Origin of the sequence: Streptomyces roseolilacinus (assembly GCF_014649335.1) — a bacterium.
GTDB classification, from domain to species: Bacteria; Actinomycetota; Actinomycetes; order Streptomycetales; family Streptomycetaceae; genus Streptomyces; species Streptomyces roseolilacinus.
The window spans coordinates 71,953-88,394 of sequence record NZ_BMSV01000012.1 but is presented as its reverse complement, the minus strand read 5'-3'; the positions used below and the strand labels follow the sequence as shown (position 1 = coordinate 88,394).

The window sequence follows — 16,442 nt, the reverse complement described above, 5'->3', positions numbered from 1 at the left end:
CCACCGGGGCCGGACTCCGACGTGCCGTGGATTCCCTGTCGGGACGGCCCCGGACTGTGCTCCGCGCCAGACTGCCACTCATGTCGTCCCAGGGGGAGGCATCCACCGAGATATGTGTTTATCTGTCGCTCGATACGGTGAAGCCTGCGACGCGAGACCGGATTCAGCAGGACGGCGCGGTGCGCAGGACCACGGCCACGGCCCGGTCGATCTGCTCCCCGTCGAGGTCCGCGCGGGCGGTGAGCCGCAACCGCGACACCCCGTCCGGCACGGACGGCGGCCGGAAGCAGCCGACCGCCACGCCCTCGGCGCGGCAGTCCGCCGCCCAGCGCAGGGCCTGCTCCGGGGAGGGCGCCCGCACCGACACCACCGCCGCGTCGGGCCGTACGGCGGTGAGCCCCGCGGCGGTCAGCCTCGCGTGCAGGGTCGCCGCCACCGCGCGGGCGCGGCCGGCCAGGTCCGGTTCGCGGCGCAGCAGGCGCAGGGCCGCCAGGGCGGCGCCCGCCGAGGCCGGGGCGAGGCCCGTGTCGAAGATGAAGGTCCGGGCGGCGTTCACCAGGTGCTCGACGACCCGGGCGGGGCCGAGGACGGCGCCGCCCTGGCTGCCCAGGGACTTGGAGAGCGTCGCCGTGGCGACCACGTCGGGCGCGCCGGCGAGACCCGCCGCGGCCAGGGCGCCGCGGCCGCCCTCGCCCAGCACGCCCAGGCCGTGCGCGTCGTCGACGACGAGGGCGGCGCCGTGCTCCCGGCAGGCGCCGGCGAGGGCGCCGAGCGGGGCGGCGTCGCCGTCGACGGAGAACACCGAGTCACTGACGACCAGGGCGCGCCGCCCGGGGTGGGCGCCCAGGGTCTTGCGCACGGCCTGCGGGTCGGCGTGCGGGACGACGGCGGTCTCGGCGCGGGAGAGCCGGCAGCCGTCCACGATCGACGCGTGGTTGTCCGCGTCGGAGACGAGGAGGGAGCCGCGGGTGCCGAGCGCGGTGAGCACGGCGAGGTTGGCGGCGTACCCGGACGAGAAGACGAGCGCCGCCTCGAAGCCGCAGAAGGCGGCGAGTTCCCGCTCCAGTTCGGCGTGGAGGGCGGTCGAGCCGGTGACGAGCCGCGAGCCGGTGGAGCCGGCGCCCCAGCGGCGGGCGGCACCGGCGGCGGCACCGGTGACCTCCGGGTGGCGGGTGAGGCCGAGGTAGTCGTTGCTCGCCAGGTCCAGCAGGTCCGCGTCGGCGGGGCGGGGGCGCAGCGTGCGGACGAGTCCGGCGGCGGCGCGGCGGCGCGCCTCGGCGTCGGTCCAGTCGAACGGGGCCTCGGGCACGGCGTCGCCGGGCGCGTCCATGGGCATGTCTGGGTCCCCTTTGTAGGCAGCGCACAGACCCTAACGAAGAAGGGGCGGGGTGAGAGTGTGGTCATCCACACACCCCCGACGGGCCGCGTTGTCGGGTTCCTCCTTGGCCCGGGGGTGTGCCGTACGCCAGGATCAGCGCCATGGACCTGTTGAACACGTTGGTGGACAAGGGGCTGCGGCGCGAGCTGCCGACCCGTGAAGAGGCGCTCGCCGTCCTGGCGACCTCCGACGACGAACTGCTGGAGGTGGTGGCCGCGGCGGGGAAGGTGCGGCGCCACTGGTTCGGGCGGCGGGTGAAGCTCAACTACCTGGTCAACCTGAAGTCGGGGCTGTGCCCCGAGGACTGTTCGTACTGCTCGCAGCGGCTGGGCTCGAAGGCCGACATCCTCAAGTACACCTGGCTGAAGCCGGAGGAGGCGTCGAAGGCGGCGGCCGCGGGCGTCGCGGGCGGCGCGAAGCGGGTCTGCCTCGTCGCCAGCGGCCGGGGCCCGACGGACCGGGACGTGGAGCGGGTCTCGAAGACGATCGAGGCCATCAAGGAGGGCAACGAGGGCGTCGAGGTGTGCGCGTGCCTCGGGCTCCTCTCCGACGGGCAGGCCGAGCGGCTGCGCTCGGCGGGCGCCGACGCGTACAACCACAACCTCAACACGTCCGAGGCCACGTACGGGGACATCACGACCACCCACACGTACGCGGACCGGGTCGACACGGTGAACAAGGCGCACGCGGCCGGGCTGTCCGCCTGCTCCGGGCTGATCGCGGGCATGGGCGAGAGCGACGAGGACCTGGTCGACGTGGTGTTCGCGCTGCGCGAGCTGGACCCGGACTCGGTGCCGGTGAACTTCCTCATCCCGTTCGAGGGGACCCCGCTCGCCCAGGAGTGGAACCTCACCCCGCAGCGGGCGCTGCGCATCCTGGCCATGGTGCGGTTCGTCTGCCCGGACGTGGAGGTCCGGCTGGCGGGCGGGCGCGAGGTGCACCTGCGGACGCTCCAGCCGCTCGCGCTGCACCTGGCCAACTCCATCTTCCTGGGCGACTACCTGACCAGTGAGGGCCAGGCCGGCAAGGCGGACCTGGAGATGCTCGCGGACGCCGGCTTCGAGGTGGAGGGCGCCGGGACGACGACGCTGCCCGAGCACCGCGTGGACGCGGCCGCCGCCGGTGGCTGCGGGACGGGCGGCGGCTGCGGCTCCGGCGACGTGTGCGGAACGTCCGCGGAGGCCGGGGCGCCGGCGGAGGGGGACGCGGCCGCTCCGGGGGCCCGGCCGGACCTGGTGGCGGTGCGCCGCCGGGGCGCCGGAACGGACCTCGCGCCCAATGCCTGAACCGCTGTACGGCCCGGGCGAACTGCTCGCGCTGGACCGGGAGCACGTGTGGCACCCGTACGGCCCGATGCCCGGCCGGGCCGACCCGCTCGTGGTGGAGTCGGCCTCCGGGGTGCGGCTGCGCCTCGCCGAACCGGCCGAGGGGCGGACGGAGCTGGTCGACGGCATGTCGTCCTGGTGGTCGGCGGTGCACGGCTACCGCCACCCGGTGCTCGACGAGGCCGTGCGCGGCCAGCTGGACCGGATGAGCCACGTCATGTTCGGCGGGCTCACCCACGAGCCGGCCGTCCGTCTGGCGACCCGGCTGGTGGAGATCACCCCGGCCCCGCTGCGGCACGTGTTCCTCAGCGACTCGGGGTCGGTGTCCGTCGAGGTCGCCGTGAAGATGTGCCTCCAGTACTGGCGGTCCGTCGGCCGCCCCGCCAAGCAGCGGCTGCTGACGTGGCGGGGCGGCTACCACGGGGACACCTGGCAGCCGATGTCGGTGTGCGACCCCGAGGGCGGGATGCACGAGCTGTGGGCGGGGGTGCTGCAGCGGCAGGTCTTCGCCCCGGCGCCCCCGGCCGCGTACGAGGAGGAGTACGCGCGCGGCCTGCGCGAGCTGGTCGCCCGGCACGCCGACGAGCTGGCCGCCGTGATCGTCGAGCCGGTGGTGCAGGGCGCGGGCGGGATGCGCTTCCACTCCCCCGCGTACCTGCGGGTGCTGCGGGAGGCGTGCGACGCCCACGACGTGCTGCTGGTGTTCGACGAGATCGCGACGGGGTTCGGCCGGACGGGCGAGCTGTTCGCGGCGGACCACGCGGGGGTGGCGCCCGACGTGATGTGCCTCGGCAAGGCACTGACCGGCGGCTACCTGTCCATGGCGGCGACGCTGTGCACGACGGGGGTCGCGGAGGGCATCTCGCGCGGCGAGGTGCCGGTGCTGGCCCACGGGCCGACGTTCATGGGCAACCCGCTGGCCTCCGCGGTCGCGTGCGCCTCGATCGACCTGCTGCTGTCGCAGGACTGGGCGCGGGAGGTCAAGCGGATCGAGGCCGGGCTGCGCGAGGGGCTGGAACCGGCGCGCGCGCTGCCGGGGGTCCGGGACGTGCGGGTGCTCGGGGCGATCGGCGTGGTCCAGCTGGACCACCCGGTCGACACGGCGGCGGCCACGGCGGCGGCGGTGCGCGAGGGCGTGTGGCTGCGGCCGTTCCGGGACCTGGTGTACGTGATGCCGCCGTACGTCACCGACGACGGGGACGTGGCGCGGATCTGCCGCGCGGTGTGCGCGGCCGCGAAGGAGGGCTGACATGCGGATCGTGGTGGTGAGCGGTACCGGTACCGAGATCGGCAAGACGGTCGTGACGGCCGCCGTCGCGGCGGCGGCGTGCGCCGCGGGCCGCTCGGTGGCCGTGCTGAAGCCCGCGCAGACGGGGGTCGGGCCGGGTGAGCGGGGCGACGCGGACGAGGTCGTACGGCTCGCCGGGCCCGGGGTGACCGGGCGGGAACTGGCCCGGTTCCCCGAGCCGCTGGCCCCGGAGACGGCCGCCCGGCGGGCCGGGATGGCGCCGGTGGGGCCGGACGCCGTGGCGGAGGCGGCGGAGAAGCTGGCCGCCGCGCACGACCTGGTGCTCGTCGAGGGCGCGGGCGGGCTGCTCGTGCGGTACGACGCGCGGGGCGGCACCCTCGCGGACGCGGCGCGGCTGCTGGGCGCGCCGGTGCTGGTGGTCGCCGCGGCGGGGCTCGGCACGCTCAACCTGGCGGCGCTGACGGGTGAGGCGCTGCGCGCGCGTGGCCTCACCCCGTTGGGCCTGGTCGTGGGCAGCTGGCCGAAGGCGCCGGGGCTGGCCGAGCGGTGCAACCTCGCGGACCTGCCGACCTCGGCGGGCGCCCCGCTGCTGGGCGCGGTCCCCGAGGGGGCCGGCGCCCTGTCGCCCGGGTCCTTCAGGGCTGCGGCGCCGGGCTGGCTGGCGCCGGAGCTGGGCGGGACGTGGGACGCGCGGGCGTTCACGCGGGCGGCGGGCGCCTGAGCCCGGACGGCGGGCGTCCCGGCGCGGCGGCCGGTGCCGCACTCTGACGCCGGACGGCGAACGGCGGCCGGTGCCGGCCGCGGACGGCGGGCGTCCCGGTCCCGGGGACCGGGGCGCCCGCCCCCTACGCTGGCGGGCATGCGAGCGACTGTCAGTGAGATCGTGTTCGACTGCGCCGACCCCTCCGCCCTGGCGCGGTTCTGGGCCGGGCTGCTGGGCGGTGAACCGGTGGACCGGGAGCCGGGCTGGTCGTACGTGGACCCGCCGGGGTTCGTGCGGGTGGCGTTCCAGCGGGTCCCGGAGGGCAAGTCCGTGAAGAACCGGCTGCACCTGGACCTGGACGGCGGTGACGTGGCGGGCGCCGCCGAGGAGGCGGTCGCCCTGGGCGCCGTACGGGTCGGCGGGATCGTGCAGGACCCCCAGGGGTGCTTCCAGGTGCTGCGCGACCCGGAGGGCAACGAATTCTGTTTCGTGGGCGGCTGACGGGCCCTCGGCGGCGCGGGGTGGTGCACAATCACCGTGTCCGCCCCGATATGCCGGATGCTGCCGGAGGAGGTCCGCGATGACGGAACAGAGCACGAAGACCGGCCCGGACGCCGTGCGCCACCCCCTGTTCGCCCGTTTCTACGCGCGCGTGAGCGTGGTGGCCGACGCGAAGGGCGGGGTCGGCGAGCTGCGGCGGGAGCTGCTGGACGGGCTGTCCGGACGGATCGTCGAGGTGGGGGCGGGCAACGGCCTGAACTTCCCGCACTACCCGGCGGCCGTCTCCGAGGTCGTCGCGGTCGAGCCGGAGCGGACGCTGCGGCGGCTCGCCGCGGAGGAGGGCCTGCGGGCGGGGGTGCCGGTGGACGTGGTGCCGGGGACCGCGGAGGCGCTGCCGGTCGAGAGCCAGGCGTTCGACGGCGCCGTCGCGTCCCTGGTGCTGTGCAGCGTGCGGGACGTGCGCGGGGCCCTGGCGGAGCTGCGGCGGGTCCTCAGGCCGGGCGGCGAGCTGCGGTTCCTGGAGCACGGCCTGGCGCGGGGGCGGGTGGCGGCGGCGGTGCAGCGGGGCGCGGACGCCACGGTGTGGCCGCGGCTGTTCGGGGGCTGCCACACGGCGCGGGACCCGCTGGCCGAGATCGGGGCGGCCGGGTTCGAGATCGTCACGTACCGGAGGCTGCGACTTCCGGAGCGGGGTGTTCCGCTGCCGTCGTCGCCGGCCGTCCTGGGCGTCGCGCGGCGACCCTCGTCCGGTACCGCCTGAGGCCGCCGCGCCCGCAGCCGCGCAGCTGGGCCGGGGAGAGCCGGGCGCGGCCGCCGCCCGTGACGAGGGCGTTGACCGGGGCCATCGGATCGGCGGCCGCCGCCTTGGCGAACAGGACGCCCAGGGCGAGGGGCAGCAGGGCCCCGGCGAGGGCCGTACCGAACACGGTGATCTGCTTCGGTCCGACGCGTTCGGCGCGGCGGGGGGTCGGTGCGCGGTTCATGGGTCCAGGGAACCGGCGCGGCGGGGCGCGGGGGATCCGCCGGGGTACTCAGGCGGCCGCCCGCGGCGTACTCACCCGCGCCGGGTCAGAGCGTCCAGCGCTCCAGTTCGTCGGCGATGTCGCGGACGTCCGCCCCGCCGCCCTTGACCAGGCGCGCCAGGTCCCTGACCCGCTCGGGCGAGGTGGTGACGCGCAGCCCGGAGGCGACGAGGTAGCCGTACGCGACGGCCGACGCGAACAGCGCGTTGGAGTGCTCCAGGGCGGGGACGTGCAGCAGCAGTTGCAGCAGGGCCGCGGCGCGGAGGTGCGGGTCGTCGTAGACGGCGATGCCGAATATCTCGGCGTCGTGCCGGCTGACCGCGGCGACCAGCGCGCCCCAGTCGACGACCTGCGGGTCGCCCGGCGCCTTCTGCTCGGCGACCATCAGCAGCCAGGCGAGGTCCACGGAGAGGTTCATGCGCGGGCGGACGCCTTCACCGACCGCCCTCGGGCCGGGGTCCGAGCGCCGGGTCGCCGCGGAACTCGTCGGCGAAGACCGACTCGTACTGCTTCATGAAGTCGGCGGCCGCGTCCACGAAGGTGCGGCCCGCCTCGCCCGCGTCGCGCTGGACGAGCTCCTCGATGTACCGGTTCACACTGACCCCCCGCTGCCGCGCCCTGCGGCGGGCGGCCTCGGCGGTCGTCTCGTCCACCCGTACGTTCAGCTGAGTCTTCGCCACCCCACGACGCTAGCGCCCCCGCGCTAGCACCCGCAAGGGGGCGGGGGGAACCGGTCCGAATCCGTTCGACGCCGCCCCGCGCGCGGTGATGGGATGCCCCGCATGGACGATCTCCGCATACGCGCCGCCACCCCCGCCGACCTGGACGCCGTCCTGGCCTTCTGGAAGGTGGCGGCCGAGGGCACGAGCATCAGCGACGACCGCGACGGCGTCGAGCGGCTGATCGCCCGCGATCCCGGCGCCCTGCTCCTGGCGGAGTGCGGCGACGGGGAGGTGGCGGGCACCGTGATCGCCGGGTTCGACGGCTGGCGCTGCCACCTGTACCGGCTCGCCGTCCGTCCGGAGCGGCGCCGGAGGGGCGTGGGGGCGGCGCTGCTCGCGGCCGCCGAGGAGCGGTTCACCCGGCTGGGAGGGCGGCGCGCCGACGCGATGGTGCTGGACCGCAACGGGCTCGCGCACCACGCCTGGCGGGCGGCCGGCTACGCCCCCGAGCCCTGGTGGAGCCGCTGGGTCAAGCCGCTCACGGACTGACGGGGACCGGTCCTGACGCCGCTCCGCCGCTCCCTTAGCATGGCTGGACGATTCCGGCCGTATGCGAAAGGTGTGTGAGTGTCCGCCCATGGGCGAGCCTCCCAGTAGCACGATCCGCCCCCGACATCGCGCGATCATCCCGCCTCTGACCGATCATGGGACGGAGGTGAACCGATGACGGAAGTGCTGCTGCTCCTCGTGGCGCTGCTGCTCGCCCTGGCGTGCGGCGCGTTCGTCGCGGCCGAGTTCTCGCTGACCACGGTCGAACGCGGCACGCTGGAACAGGCGGCCGAGCGCGGTGAGCGCGGCGCCACCGGCGCCCTGAAGGCCGTCCGGTCGCTCACCTTCCAGCTGTCCGGCGCGCAGCTCGGCATCACCGTGACCAACCTGGTCGTCGGCATGCTCGCCGAGCCCTCCGTCGCCCGGCTCATCAGCGGCCCGATCCGGGACCTCGGCGTGTCCCCCTCCGTCGCCTCGTCGCTGGCCCTGGTGATCGGCACGGCGCTGTCGACGGTGGTCCTGATGGTCGTCGGCGAGCTGGTGCCCAAGAACTGGGCCATCTCGTCGCCGCTCGCGGTGGCGAAGGTCGTGGCGACCCCGCAGCGGATCTTCAGCGCCGCCTTCAAGCCGCTGATCAGCCACCTCAACAACACCGCCAACCACATGGTGCGCCGCCTGGGCATGGAACCCGCCGAGGAGCTGGCGTCCGCGCGCGGCCCTCAGGAGCTGGTCGCGCTGGCGCGCCACTCCGCGAAGGAGGGCGCGCTGGAGCCGGACACCGCCGAGCTGTTCGTCCGCACGCTCAACCTGGCCGAACTCACCGCCGAGAACGTGATGACGCCGCGGGTCCAGGTCACCGCCCTGGAGGCGCAGGCCACCGCGGAGGACGTCGCCAACGCGACCCGCGCGACCGGCCTGTCCCGCTTCCCCGTCTACCGGGGCGGCCTGGACGCGGTCATCGGCACCGCCCACATCAAGGACGTCCTGGCCGTGCCGGCCGAGCGGCGGCACCGGACCCCGGTGGTCGACCTGCTGCGCGAGCCGGTGCTGGTGCCGGAGAGCCTCACCGTGGACCGGCTGCTCGACCGGATGTACGGCAAGGCCACCATGGCCGTCGTCATCGACGAGTACGGCGGCACGGCCGGGGTCGTGACGATGGAGGACATCGTCGAGGAGGTCGTCGGCGAGGTGCGCGACGAGCACGACCCCCACGAGACGCCGGACCTGGCACGGGCGGGTGAGGACGCCGACGGGCGCACCCTGTGGTCCGCCGACGGGGCCGCCCGCACCGACCAGCTGCGGCCGATCGGGCTGCACGTCCCGGAGGGTCCGTACGAGACGCTCGCCGGGTTCGTCGCGACGGCGCTGGGCCGGATCCCGGAGGCCGGGGACACCGTGGAGGTGTCCGGCTGGCTGCTGGACGTGGTCGACGCCTCGGGGCGCCGGGCGGCGCGCGTCATGCTGCACGCCCCCGCCGAGGGAGAGGAGCCCGGGGGGCCGGGGAACGCCGACGGCCCGGCGGAGCCGGGTGCTCCGGGGACTTCACGGGCTCCGGACGCTTCGGGCGCTTCCCGGGCTCCGGGCGCTTCACGGGCTCCGGGTTCTCCGGACGCCCCGAATGCTTCGGGCGCTGCGGGCGCTCCGGGTGAGGGGGCCGGTCGATGATCGCCGTCCAGTTGCTGATCGGCTTCCTGACGCTGGTCCTCAACGCGTTCTTCGTCGGCGCGGAGTTCGCCCTGATCTCCGTCCGCCGCAGCCAGGTCGAGCCGCAGGCCGAGGCCGGCGACCGCAGGGCGCGCAGCGTCCTGTGGGGCCTGGAGCACGTCTCGGCCCTCCTCGCCGCCGCCCAGCTGGGCATCACGCTGGCGACGCTGGTGCTCGGCATCGTCGCGGAACCGGCCATCGCCCACCTGCTGGAGCCGCTGTTCGGCGCGGTCGGCGTGCCGCACGGCCTGGTCCACCCGATCTCGTTCGTGATCGCCCTGGCGGCGGCCACGTACCTGCACATGCTGCTGGGCGAGATGGTGCCGAAGAACATCGCCCTCGCCGAACCGGTCCGCACGGCGCTGCTGCTCGGCCCGCCGCTGGTGGCCCTGGCGCGGGCGCTGCGCCCGGTGATCTTCACCATCAACGCGTTCGCCAACGCGCTGCTGAAGCTGCTGCGGGTGGAGACGAGGAACGAGGTCGCGGCGACGTTCTCGGACGACGAGCTGGCCCGGATGGTCACCGACGCCGGCGACGCGGGCCTGCTCGACGACCGTGCCGCCGAGCGGCTGCACGACGCGCTGGAGCTGGGCCGGCGCCCGGTGCGCGACGTGGTCATGCCGCTGGAGCGGGTCGTGTACGTGCAGGCCGACACCACGCCGGACGAGGTGGAGCGGCTCGCCGCGAGGTCCGGGTTCTCCCGCTTCCCCGTGGTGGACCGCTCCCGCCGCATCCTGGGCTACCTGCACGTCAAGGACGCGCTGGACGTCATACCGCGCGACCAGCCGTTCCCGGTGTCGGCGATGCGCCCGATCGCCCGGGTGCGGGACGCGACCCCGCTGGACGACGTGCTGACGGCGATGCGCCGCAGCCGCACCCACCTGGCGGCCGTCCTCGACGACGACGGACGGCTGGCCGGACTGGTCACGATGGAGGACGTGCTGCGCGAACTGGTGGGCGGCCCGGCCTCCTGACCCCGGCGCGGCCCGCGGACGGGCTCCGGCTCAGAAGCGGGTCGCGGCCAGCCAGGCGTCGAGGAGCGAGCGGTCCCCGGTGACGGTGAACCGGCCGTCCCCGGCGCCGTACCGGCCGTACAGCAGGAGCAGCAGCTCGCCGCACCCGGCCTCGACCGTGGCGGTGGCGGCGGGGCCGCCGCCGTCCGCGCGCCAGGTGAAACCGCCCCCGCCGAGTGTGAGCGTCCACACCGCGCCGGTGTCGGCCGCGCGCAGGCGCAGGGTCTCCCCGTCGCGGCCGAGCCGGGCTGCCGGCTCGGCGACCCAGCCGTAGTACGGCAGGTTCTCCAGGAACTCCTCGATGCCGTCGGCGGCCACGCCCGGCGCGACGCGCGGTTCGGCGCCCAGCGCCAGTTCGACGTCGGCGAGGTGGACGACCGTCTCGAAGAACAGCCGCCGCGGGTAGAACCGGACGTGCGGGTCGGCGCCGTACGACCACATCGGCGTGTCGGGGTGCGCGGCGCGCAGGGTGCGCACCACCGCGTCGGCCCCCCGGGCCAGCCAGGCCGGGTACGCGGCCGGGTCGCCGGGCAGGCCGAGCGGGACGTCCTCGGGCTCGACGCGCACGGTGGCGCGCGTGCGGACGAGGTGCTCCATCCAGCGGTGCACCTCCCCCACGTGCCGTGCGAGGTCGGCGAGCGTCCAGCCGGGGCAGGTGGGCAGCGGTGTCGCCGGGTCGGCGTCCCGCACCGCCGCGACGAACCGGGCCACGTGGTCCCGGACCCCGTCGCAGTACGCGGTGTGGGCGTCACCGGTCAGGCCCAGGTCCCCGGGCAGCCGCAGCAGGGCGCCGCGCCGGGCGCCCTCCGGTTCGCGGCGGGCCGTGTCGTGGAACAGCGCGGAGAGGCGGCGCCGGTCGGCGGGGGTGAGCCGCCGCAGGACGCGGGCCGCGTCCTGCGACCACCGCACGGCCTCGTCCGGGCCGAGCGCCTCGTCGCCGCGGGCGGTCAGCAGATGTGCCAGCGCGTCGGCCAGAGCCCGCTCCAGTGCCTCGCCCATGGGCCCCTCCCCCTCTTCCCGCCGTCTCCGGCGGCCGCTTCCCTCCCCCGCCCCGGCGACCCTACGCGAACGTCCGTGCGCCGCCCGCATCGCGATACGATCGCTCCGCCATGGAGATGAATGCTACGTACACGAGTTTCGTCGCGGTGGGCGACAGCTTCACCGAGGGCATGTCGGACCTGCTGCCCGACGGCTCGTACCGGGGTTGGGCCGACCTGCTCGCGGGCCGCCTCGCCGCCCGGGCGCCCGGCTTCCGCTACGCCAACCTGGCGGTGCGCGGCAAGCTCATCGCCCAGATCGTCGACGAGCAGGTGGACCGGGCGGCCGGCATGGGCGCCGACGTGGTCACGCTGGTCGGCGGGCTCAACGACACGCTGCGCCCCAAGTGCGACATGGGCCGGGTGCGCGCCCGGCTGGAGGAGGCCGTCGAGCGGCTGGCGCCGTCGTGCAAGCGGCTGGTGCTGATGCGCAGCCCCGGCCGCAACGGCCCGGTGATGGAGCGCTTCCGCCCGCGCATGGAGGAGCTGTTCGCGCACGTCGACGCCCTGGCGGCGCGGCACGACGCGCTGGTCGTCGACCTGTACGGGGCGCAGGTGCTGGGCGACCCGCGCCTGTGGGACCTGGACCGGCTCCACCTGACGGCCGAGGGGCACCGGCGGGTGGCCGAGGCGGTCTGGCAGGCGCTCGGGCTGGAGCCCCAGGAGGACTGGCGGGCGCCCCTGGGGCCGGAGGTGCGGGGGCCGTGGGTGGGGCGGCGGCTGGACGACCTGCGGTTCGCCCGGCAGCACCTCGGCCCGTGGATCGGGCGGCGGCTGACCGGCCGCTCGTCCGGCGACGGCCGTCCCGCGAAGCGCCCGGAGCTCCTGCCCTACGACGGCCCCTCGGCGTAGCGCCGGGCGCACCGCTCCCGGCGGGCGGTGCGCGCGGCGGCCCGCGCCTCGTAGCAACGCACAAACCGGGGCGGGGCGCTGGCCTGCAGGAACCGCCAGTAGAATCCGTACACGTGACTGCAAAGCCTCGCATCCCCAATGTCCTCGCCGGCCGCTACGCCTCCGCCGAGCTCGCCCTCCTCTGGTCCCCCGAGCAGAAGGTGAAGCTGGAGCGCCGCCTGTGGCTCGCCGTGCTGCGCGCCCAGAAGGACCTCGGGATCGAGGTTCCGGACGCCGCCCTCGCCGACTACGAGCGGGTCCTCGACCAGGTCGACCTGGTGTCGATCGCCGAGCGCGAGAAGGTCACGCGGCACGACGTGAAGGCCCGGATCGAGGAGTTCAACGCCCTCGCCGGACACGAGCAGGTCCACAAGGGCATGACCTCGCGCGACCTGACGGAGAACGTCGAGCAGCTGCAGATCCGGCTGTCCCTGGAGCTGATGCGGGACCGCACCGTCGCGGTGCTGGCGCGGCTCGGGAAGCTGTCCGCCGAGTACGGCGAGCTGGTCATGGCCGGCCGGTCGCACAACGTGGCCGCGCAGGCCACGACGCTCGGCAAGCGCTTCGCGACCGCCGCGGACGAGCTGCTCGTCGCGTACGCGCGGCTGGAGGAGCTGCTGGGCCGCTACCCGCTGCGCGGCGTCAAGGGCCCGGTCGGCACGGCGCAGGACATGCTGGACCTGCTGGGCGGCGACGCGTCGAAGCTGGCCGAGCTGGAGCAGCGGATCGCCGCGCACCTCGGCTTCGCGCACGCGTTCACGTCCGTCGGCCAGGTCTACCCGCGGTCCCTCGACTACGAGGTCGTGACGACGCTGGTGCAGCTGGCCGGCGCCCCGTCCTCGCTGGCGAAGACGATCCGCCTGATGGCGGGCCACGAGCTGGTCACCGAGGGCTTCAAGCCGGGTCAGGTCGGCTCGTCCGCGATGCCGCACAAGATGAACACCCGCTCCTGCGAGCGCGTCAACGGCCTGATGGTGATCCTGCGCGGCTACGCGTCGATGGTCGGCGAGCTGGCCGGCGACCAGTGGAACGAGGGCGACGTGTCCTGCTCGGTGGTGCGCCGGGTCGCGCTGCCGGACGCGTTCTTCGCGTTCGACGGGCTGCTGGAGACGTTCCTCACCGTGCTGGACGAGTTCGGCGCGTTCCCCGCGGTCGTCGCGCGGGAGCTGGACCGGTACCTGCCGTTCCTCGCGACCACCAAGGTGCTGATGGCGTCCGTGCGGGCCGGCGTGGGCCGCGAGGTGGCCCACGAGGCCATCAAGGAGAACGCCGTCGCGTCCGCGCTGGCCATGCGCGAGCGGGGCGCCGAGCGCAACGAGCTGCTGGACAAGCTCGCGGCGGACGAGCGGATCCCGCTGGACCGCGCGGAGCTGGACGCGCTGATGGCCGACAAGCTGTCCTTCACGGGTGCGGCCGCCGACCAGGTGGGCGCCGTGGTCGCGCGGATCGGGGAGATCGCCGAGCGGCACCCGGAGGCCGCCGCCTACGCGCCGGGCGCCATCCTCTGACATGGCCTCCCGCCGGTTCACCGCCGAGGAGCTCCAGGCCGCTCGCGACCGCGTCGTCCCCGACGTGATCGCGGACGGCCTGTCCGTGCTCTTCTGCGGCATCAACCCGGGCCTCATGTCGGCCGCGACGGGCCACCACTTCGCCCGGCCCGGCAACCGCTTCTGGCCCGTGCTCCACCTGTCCGGCTTCACCCCGCGCCGGCTGGCGCCGTCCGAGCAGCACGAGCTGCTGTCGTACGGGCTGGGCATCACCAACGTCGTGGCGCGGGCGACGGCCCGCGCGGACGAGCTGACCGACGACGAGTTCCGGGAGGGCGGCAGGCTGCTCACCGCCAAGGTGGAGCGGCTGCGGCCGCGCCGGCTCGCGGTCGTCGGCGTGACCGCGTACCGCGTGGCCTTCGACGACAGGAAGGCCGTGGTGGGGCCGCAGGAGCGGACGATCGGCGACACCCGGGTCTGGGTCCTGCCCAACCCCAGCGGACTGAACGCGCACTGGACGCTGCAGACGATGGCGGAGGAGTACGCCCGGCTGCGCGTCGCGGCCGCGGCGGAGCCGCCCCGGTGACCGCGGCGGGCGGCCGGCGCGGCGCCTCCGCGGGGCGCCGGGCGGTCCGCCCGCGGCGGGCGGACGGCCGGTACGGGAGCGCCGGGCACGGGCCGGGGCCCCGGCGGCCGGCGGTCCGGGCGGCCCGCGCTCGCCGCCCGTCCCGGCATTGAGTACCATCCGGCAGACACGCGGCTCGAGCTGGGAGGACACACGGTGGGGCGGCTGACCGGCGGGGACCCGTCTCTGCTGCGGCGGATCAACTCCGCGGTGGTACTCCATGCGTTGCGCGGCGGTGAGGCCCGTACGCTCACCGACCTCACGCGACTCACCGGCCTCTCCCGCCCCACGGTCGAGGGCGTGACGGAGGGGCTCATCGAGGCGGGGCTCGTGGTCGAGGCCGGTCCCGAGGAGCGCGAGGTGCGGCGCCAGGGGCGGCCGGCGCGGCGGTTCCGGTTCCGGGCCGAGGCCGGGCACCTGCTGGGCATCGAGATCGGCCCGCACCGGGTGGCGGCGCTCCTGTCGGGACTCGACGGGCGCATCATCGGCGCGGGCACCCGGGAGGTCGCCGAGGACGCGTCGGCCGACGAGCGGCTGGAGCGGGTGCGGGCGGCGGTCGCGGACGTGCTGCGCCGCACCGGCGTGGCGCGCGGCACGCTGCGGGCGGTCGGCGTGGGCACGCCGGGCATCGTCGAGGCGGACGGGACGGTGCGGCTGGGCACGGCGCTGCCGGGGTGGACCGGGCTGGCGCTGGGCGAGCGGCTGCGGCGGTCGTTCCACTGCCCGGTGCTGGTGGAGAACGACGCCAACGCGGCGGCGGTCGCCGAGCACTGGAAGGGCGCCGCGATCGACTCGGACGACATCGTGTTCGTCCTGGCCGGACTGAGCCCGGGCGCCGGTTCGCTGATCGGCGGGCGGCTGCACCGGGGGTTCGGCGGGGCCGCCGGGGAGATCGGCGCGCTGCACCTGCTGGGGCGCGGGGAGGCGCCGGAGACCCTGCTGTCGACGACGGACGAGCCGCTGCACCCGCTGGACGAGCAGGCGGTGGCGGAGGTGTTCGCGCGGGCGCGGCACGGCGACGAGCGGGCGCTGGCGGCCGTGGGCCGGTTCACCCAGCGGCTGGTGCACGACGTGGGGGCGCTGGTGCTGGCGCTCGACCCGGAGGTGGTGGTCGTCGGCGGGTGGGCGGCCGGCCTGGACGGCATCCTGCCGCCGCTGCGCGAGGAGTTGGCGCGGTTCTGCCTGCGGCCGCCGCGCGTGAAGCTGTCACTGCTGGGCGAGGCGGCCGTGGCGACGGGTGCGCTGCGGCTGGCCCTGGACCACGTCGAGGAGCAGCTGTTCGCCGTGGAGGGCACGGTCACCGCGCGGCGCTGAGCGGGGCGCCGCGCGGCGGGTCAGGAGGCGATCCGGAGGTCGCCCACGTCGCCGAAGGTCAGGCGGCACGCGTCGGCCCGGTAAGTGGCGACGGACACCGCCGCCGTACGGCCGCCGGACAGGTAGCGGGTCGTGACGACGAGCACCGGGGCGCCGGGCAGGCGGTCGAGTTCCCGGGCGTCGTCCGCGCGGGCCGAGCCGAGCTCGACGGCGCGGTCCTGGCCCTCCAGGGGCAGCCGCTCCAGCTCGCGCAGGACCCCGCGCGCGAGGGCGGGGCCGGTCAGGGACTCGGACGTGACGAGGCCGGGGACGGAGGCGGCGGGGACGTACAGCTGCTCGGCGGCGAGGGCCTGGTCCTGCGTGGAGCGCAGCCGGCGCACCGCGTACACGGGGCGGTCGGCGACGTCCTCCAGGAGGCGGAGCACGGCGGCGGGCGGCGGCGCGGTGGCGCAGTCGACGGCCTGCCAGCTGTCCTCGCCGACGCCGGGCCAGCGGTGCCGGGCGGTGGAGACGTCCACGCCGACGCGGGGCGGGGCGACGGTCGTGCCGACGCCGCGGCGGCGCTGGAGGCGGCCCTCCAGCTCCAGCTGTTCGAGCGCCTGGCGGAGCGTGGCCCGGGCGACGCCGAAGCGCGCGGCGAGCTCCCGCTCGTTCGGCAGGACCTCCCCGACTTGGAACTCGGAGTCGAGTGCCTCGCCGATCACGGTCTTCAGGTGCCAGTACTTCGGCTCCGGCACCGATTCCAGCTGCGTGGTCCCCACCCTGATCCTCCGCGATCGCCGTGTCCCGGACGACTTTCCGTGCCCTTGTTTATTAAAGGTCCCTGCACTATCCCTGTGACCATAGGACGACCCACTCCCTTGGTCAAGACCAATCGTCGCCAGAGTGGGCGGCGCGGCGGCGGTGCGCGGCCGAGGGGCTCCTGAACTCCCGGCTGTTGAGGGGCAGTCGCCGCGGACACGCCGTCCCGGCGGCGTCGGGC

16 protein-coding genes and 1 pseudogene are annotated in these 16,442 nt (G+C 75.6%); 12 read left to right on the top strand and 5 right to left on the bottom strand.

The window, feature by feature from the left end; translation table 11 throughout:
- Positions 1–163 precede the first annotated feature (163 nt).
- Positions 164–1,336, bottom strand: a complete 1,173-nt coding sequence (locus IE106_RS25540; RefSeq protein ID WP_189537569.1) for an 8-amino-7-oxononanoate synthase — start codon at positions 1,334–1,336, stop codon at positions 164–166.
- 143 nt (positions 1,337–1,479) lie between these two features.
- Here IE106_RS25540 and bioB point away from each other — a divergent pair, with 143 nt between their 5' ends.
- The 5 genes from bioB to IE106_RS25515 all read left to right on the top strand — a co-directional run bounded on the left by bioB (position 1,480) and on the right by IE106_RS25515 (position 5,916).
- Positions 1,480–2,664: a biotin synthase BioB gene (gene bioB, locus IE106_RS25535; RefSeq protein WP_189537568.1), complete on the top strand. Its 1,185-nt coding sequence runs from the start codon at positions 1,480–1,482 to the stop codon at positions 2,662–2,664.
- Positions 2,657–3,952: an adenosylmethionine--8-amino-7-oxononanoate transaminase gene (locus IE106_RS25530; protein ID WP_189537567.1), complete on the top strand. Its 1,296-nt coding sequence runs from the start codon at positions 2,657–2,659 to the stop codon at positions 3,950–3,952. The genes bioB and IE106_RS25530 overlap by 8 nt, the downstream gene beginning before the upstream one ends.
- A 1-nt stretch (position 3,953) precedes the next feature.
- Positions 3,954–4,673: a dethiobiotin synthase gene (gene bioD, locus IE106_RS25525; protein ID WP_189537566.1), complete on the top strand. Its 720-nt coding sequence runs from the start codon at positions 3,954–3,956 to the stop codon at positions 4,671–4,673.
- Between the two features lie 138 nt (positions 4,674–4,811).
- Positions 4,812–5,156, top strand: coding sequence for a VOC family protein (locus IE106_RS25520; protein WP_189537565.1), 345 nt, complete (start codon positions 4,812–4,814; stop codon positions 5,154–5,156).
- Between the two features lie 79 nt (positions 5,157–5,235).
- On the top strand, positions 5,236–5,916 hold the full coding sequence (locus tag IE106_RS25515) for a class I SAM-dependent methyltransferase (protein WP_189537564.1): 681 nt from the start codon (positions 5,236–5,238) through the stop codon (positions 5,914–5,916).
- A gap of 308 nt (positions 5,917–6,224) precedes the next feature.
- Here the strand turns inward: IE106_RS25515 and IE106_RS25510 are convergent, their stop codons facing one another.
- Positions 6,225–6,596 carry a fic family toxin-antitoxin system, toxin component gene (locus IE106_RS25510; RefSeq protein WP_189537563.1) on the bottom strand — a complete coding sequence of 124 codons (372 nt, stop codon included), beginning with the start codon at positions 6,594–6,596 and terminating at the stop codon, positions 6,225–6,227.
- A 16-nt stretch (positions 6,597–6,612) separates the two neighbouring features.
- The gene (locus IE106_RS25505; RefSeq protein WP_189537562.1) at positions 6,613–6,858 is read right to left on the bottom strand and encodes an antitoxin; all 246 of its coding nucleotides are present in this window, start codon (positions 6,856–6,858) and stop codon (positions 6,613–6,615) included.
- 69 nt (positions 6,859–6,927) lie between these two features.
- On the opposite strand from IE106_RS25505, the pseudogene IE106_RS25500 reads away from it, so the two are divergent.
- The 3 genes and pseudogenes from IE106_RS25500 to IE106_RS25490 form a co-directional block, all read left to right on the top strand.
- Positions 6,928–7,389, top strand: a pseudogene (locus IE106_RS25500) (GNAT family N-acetyltransferase); the annotation flags it as partial.
- A gap of 174 nt (positions 7,390–7,563) precedes the next feature.
- Positions 7,564–9,054, top strand: a complete 1,491-nt coding sequence (locus IE106_RS25495; protein ID WP_229840765.1) for a hemolysin family protein — start codon at positions 7,564–7,566, stop codon at positions 9,052–9,054.
- A complete protein-coding gene (locus IE106_RS25490; RefSeq protein WP_189537560.1) occupies positions 9,051–10,067 on the top strand; it encodes a hemolysin family protein in 1,017 nt (338 codons plus the stop codon). The genes IE106_RS25495 and IE106_RS25490 overlap by 4 nt, the downstream gene beginning before the upstream one ends.
- 30 nt (positions 10,068–10,097) lie before the next feature.
- Here IE106_RS25490 and IE106_RS25485 read toward each other — a convergent pair whose 3' ends face one another.
- Positions 10,098–11,105: a maleylpyruvate isomerase family mycothiol-dependent enzyme gene (locus IE106_RS25485; RefSeq protein ID WP_189537559.1), complete on the bottom strand. Its 1,008-nt coding sequence runs from the start codon at positions 11,103–11,105 to the stop codon at positions 10,098–10,100.
- 110 nt (positions 11,106–11,215) lie between these two features.
- Between IE106_RS25485 and IE106_RS25480 the strand changes: the two genes are divergently transcribed.
- From IE106_RS25480 to IE106_RS25465, 4 genes are all read left to right on the top strand, one after another.
- Positions 11,216–11,995, top strand: coding sequence for an SGNH/GDSL hydrolase family protein (locus IE106_RS25480; protein ID WP_189537558.1), 780 nt, complete (start codon positions 11,216–11,218; stop codon positions 11,993–11,995).
- Between the two features lie 113 nt (positions 11,996–12,108).
- Positions 12,109–13,542, top strand: coding sequence for an adenylosuccinate lyase (gene purB / locus IE106_RS25475; RefSeq protein ID WP_189537557.1), 1,434 nt, complete (start codon positions 12,109–12,111; stop codon positions 13,540–13,542).
- Between the two features lies 1 nt (position 13,543).
- Positions 13,544–14,107: a G/U mismatch-specific DNA glycosylase gene (gene mug, locus IE106_RS25470; protein ID WP_189537556.1), complete on the top strand. Its 564-nt coding sequence runs from the start codon at positions 13,544–13,546 to the stop codon at positions 14,105–14,107.
- A 195-nt stretch (positions 14,108–14,302) separates the two neighbouring features.
- Positions 14,303–15,460, top strand: a complete 1,158-nt coding sequence (locus IE106_RS25465) for an ROK family transcriptional regulator (RefSeq protein WP_189537555.1) — start codon at positions 14,303–14,305, stop codon at positions 15,458–15,460.
- A 20-nt stretch (positions 15,461–15,480) separates the two neighbouring features.
- Here the strand turns inward: IE106_RS25465 and IE106_RS25460 are convergent, their stop codons facing one another.
- Positions 15,481–16,221 (bottom strand): GntR family transcriptional regulator, encoded by a 741-nt coding sequence (locus IE106_RS25460; RefSeq protein ID WP_189537554.1) that lies wholly within the window; start codon positions 16,219–16,221, stop codon positions 15,481–15,483.
- Between the last annotated feature and the right edge of the window lie 221 nt (positions 16,222–16,442).

What these genes read in the sequence shown, in the direction of transcription:
- IE106_RS25520 (WP_189537565.1), top strand. Translation starts at nt 4,812, where the DNA reads ATGCGAGCGACTGTCAGTGAGATCGTGTTCGACTGCGCCGACCCCTCC.
- IE106_RS25510 (WP_189537563.1), bottom strand. Translation starts at nt 6,596, where the DNA reads ATGAACCTCTCCGTGGACCTCGCCTGGCTGCTGATGGTCGCCGAGCAG.
- mug (WP_189537556.1), top strand. Translation starts at nt 13,544, where the DNA reads ATGGCCTCCCGCCGGTTCACCGCCGAGGAGCTCCAGGCCGCTCGCGAC.
- IE106_RS25495 (WP_229840765.1), top strand. Translation starts at nt 7,564, where the DNA reads ATGACGGAAGTGCTGCTGCTCCTCGTGGCGCTGCTGCTCGCCCTGGCG.
- IE106_RS25515 (WP_189537564.1), top strand. Translation starts at nt 5,236, where the DNA reads ATGACGGAACAGAGCACGAAGACCGGCCCGGACGCCGTGCGCCACCCC.
- IE106_RS25540 (WP_189537569.1), bottom strand. Translation starts at nt 1,336, where the DNA reads ATGCCCATGGACGCGCCCGGCGACGCCGTGCCCGAGGCCCCGTTCGAC.
- IE106_RS25490 (WP_189537560.1), top strand. Translation starts at nt 9,051, where the DNA reads ATGATCGCCGTCCAGTTGCTGATCGGCTTCCTGACGCTGGTCCTCAAC.
- bioD (WP_189537566.1), top strand. Translation starts at nt 3,954, where the DNA reads ATGCGGATCGTGGTGGTGAGCGGTACCGGTACCGAGATCGGCAAGACG.
- IE106_RS25480 (WP_189537558.1), top strand. Translation starts at nt 11,216, where the DNA reads ATGGAGATGAATGCTACGTACACGAGTTTCGTCGCGGTGGGCGACAGC.
- bioB (WP_189537568.1), top strand. Translation starts at nt 1,480, where the DNA reads ATGGACCTGTTGAACACGTTGGTGGACAAGGGGCTGCGGCGCGAGCTG.
- IE106_RS25530 (WP_189537567.1), top strand. Translation starts at nt 2,657, where the DNA reads ATGCCTGAACCGCTGTACGGCCCGGGCGAACTGCTCGCGCTGGACCGG.
- IE106_RS25485 (WP_189537559.1), bottom strand. Translation starts at nt 11,105, where the DNA reads ATGGGCGAGGCACTGGAGCGGGCTCTGGCCGACGCGCTGGCACATCTG.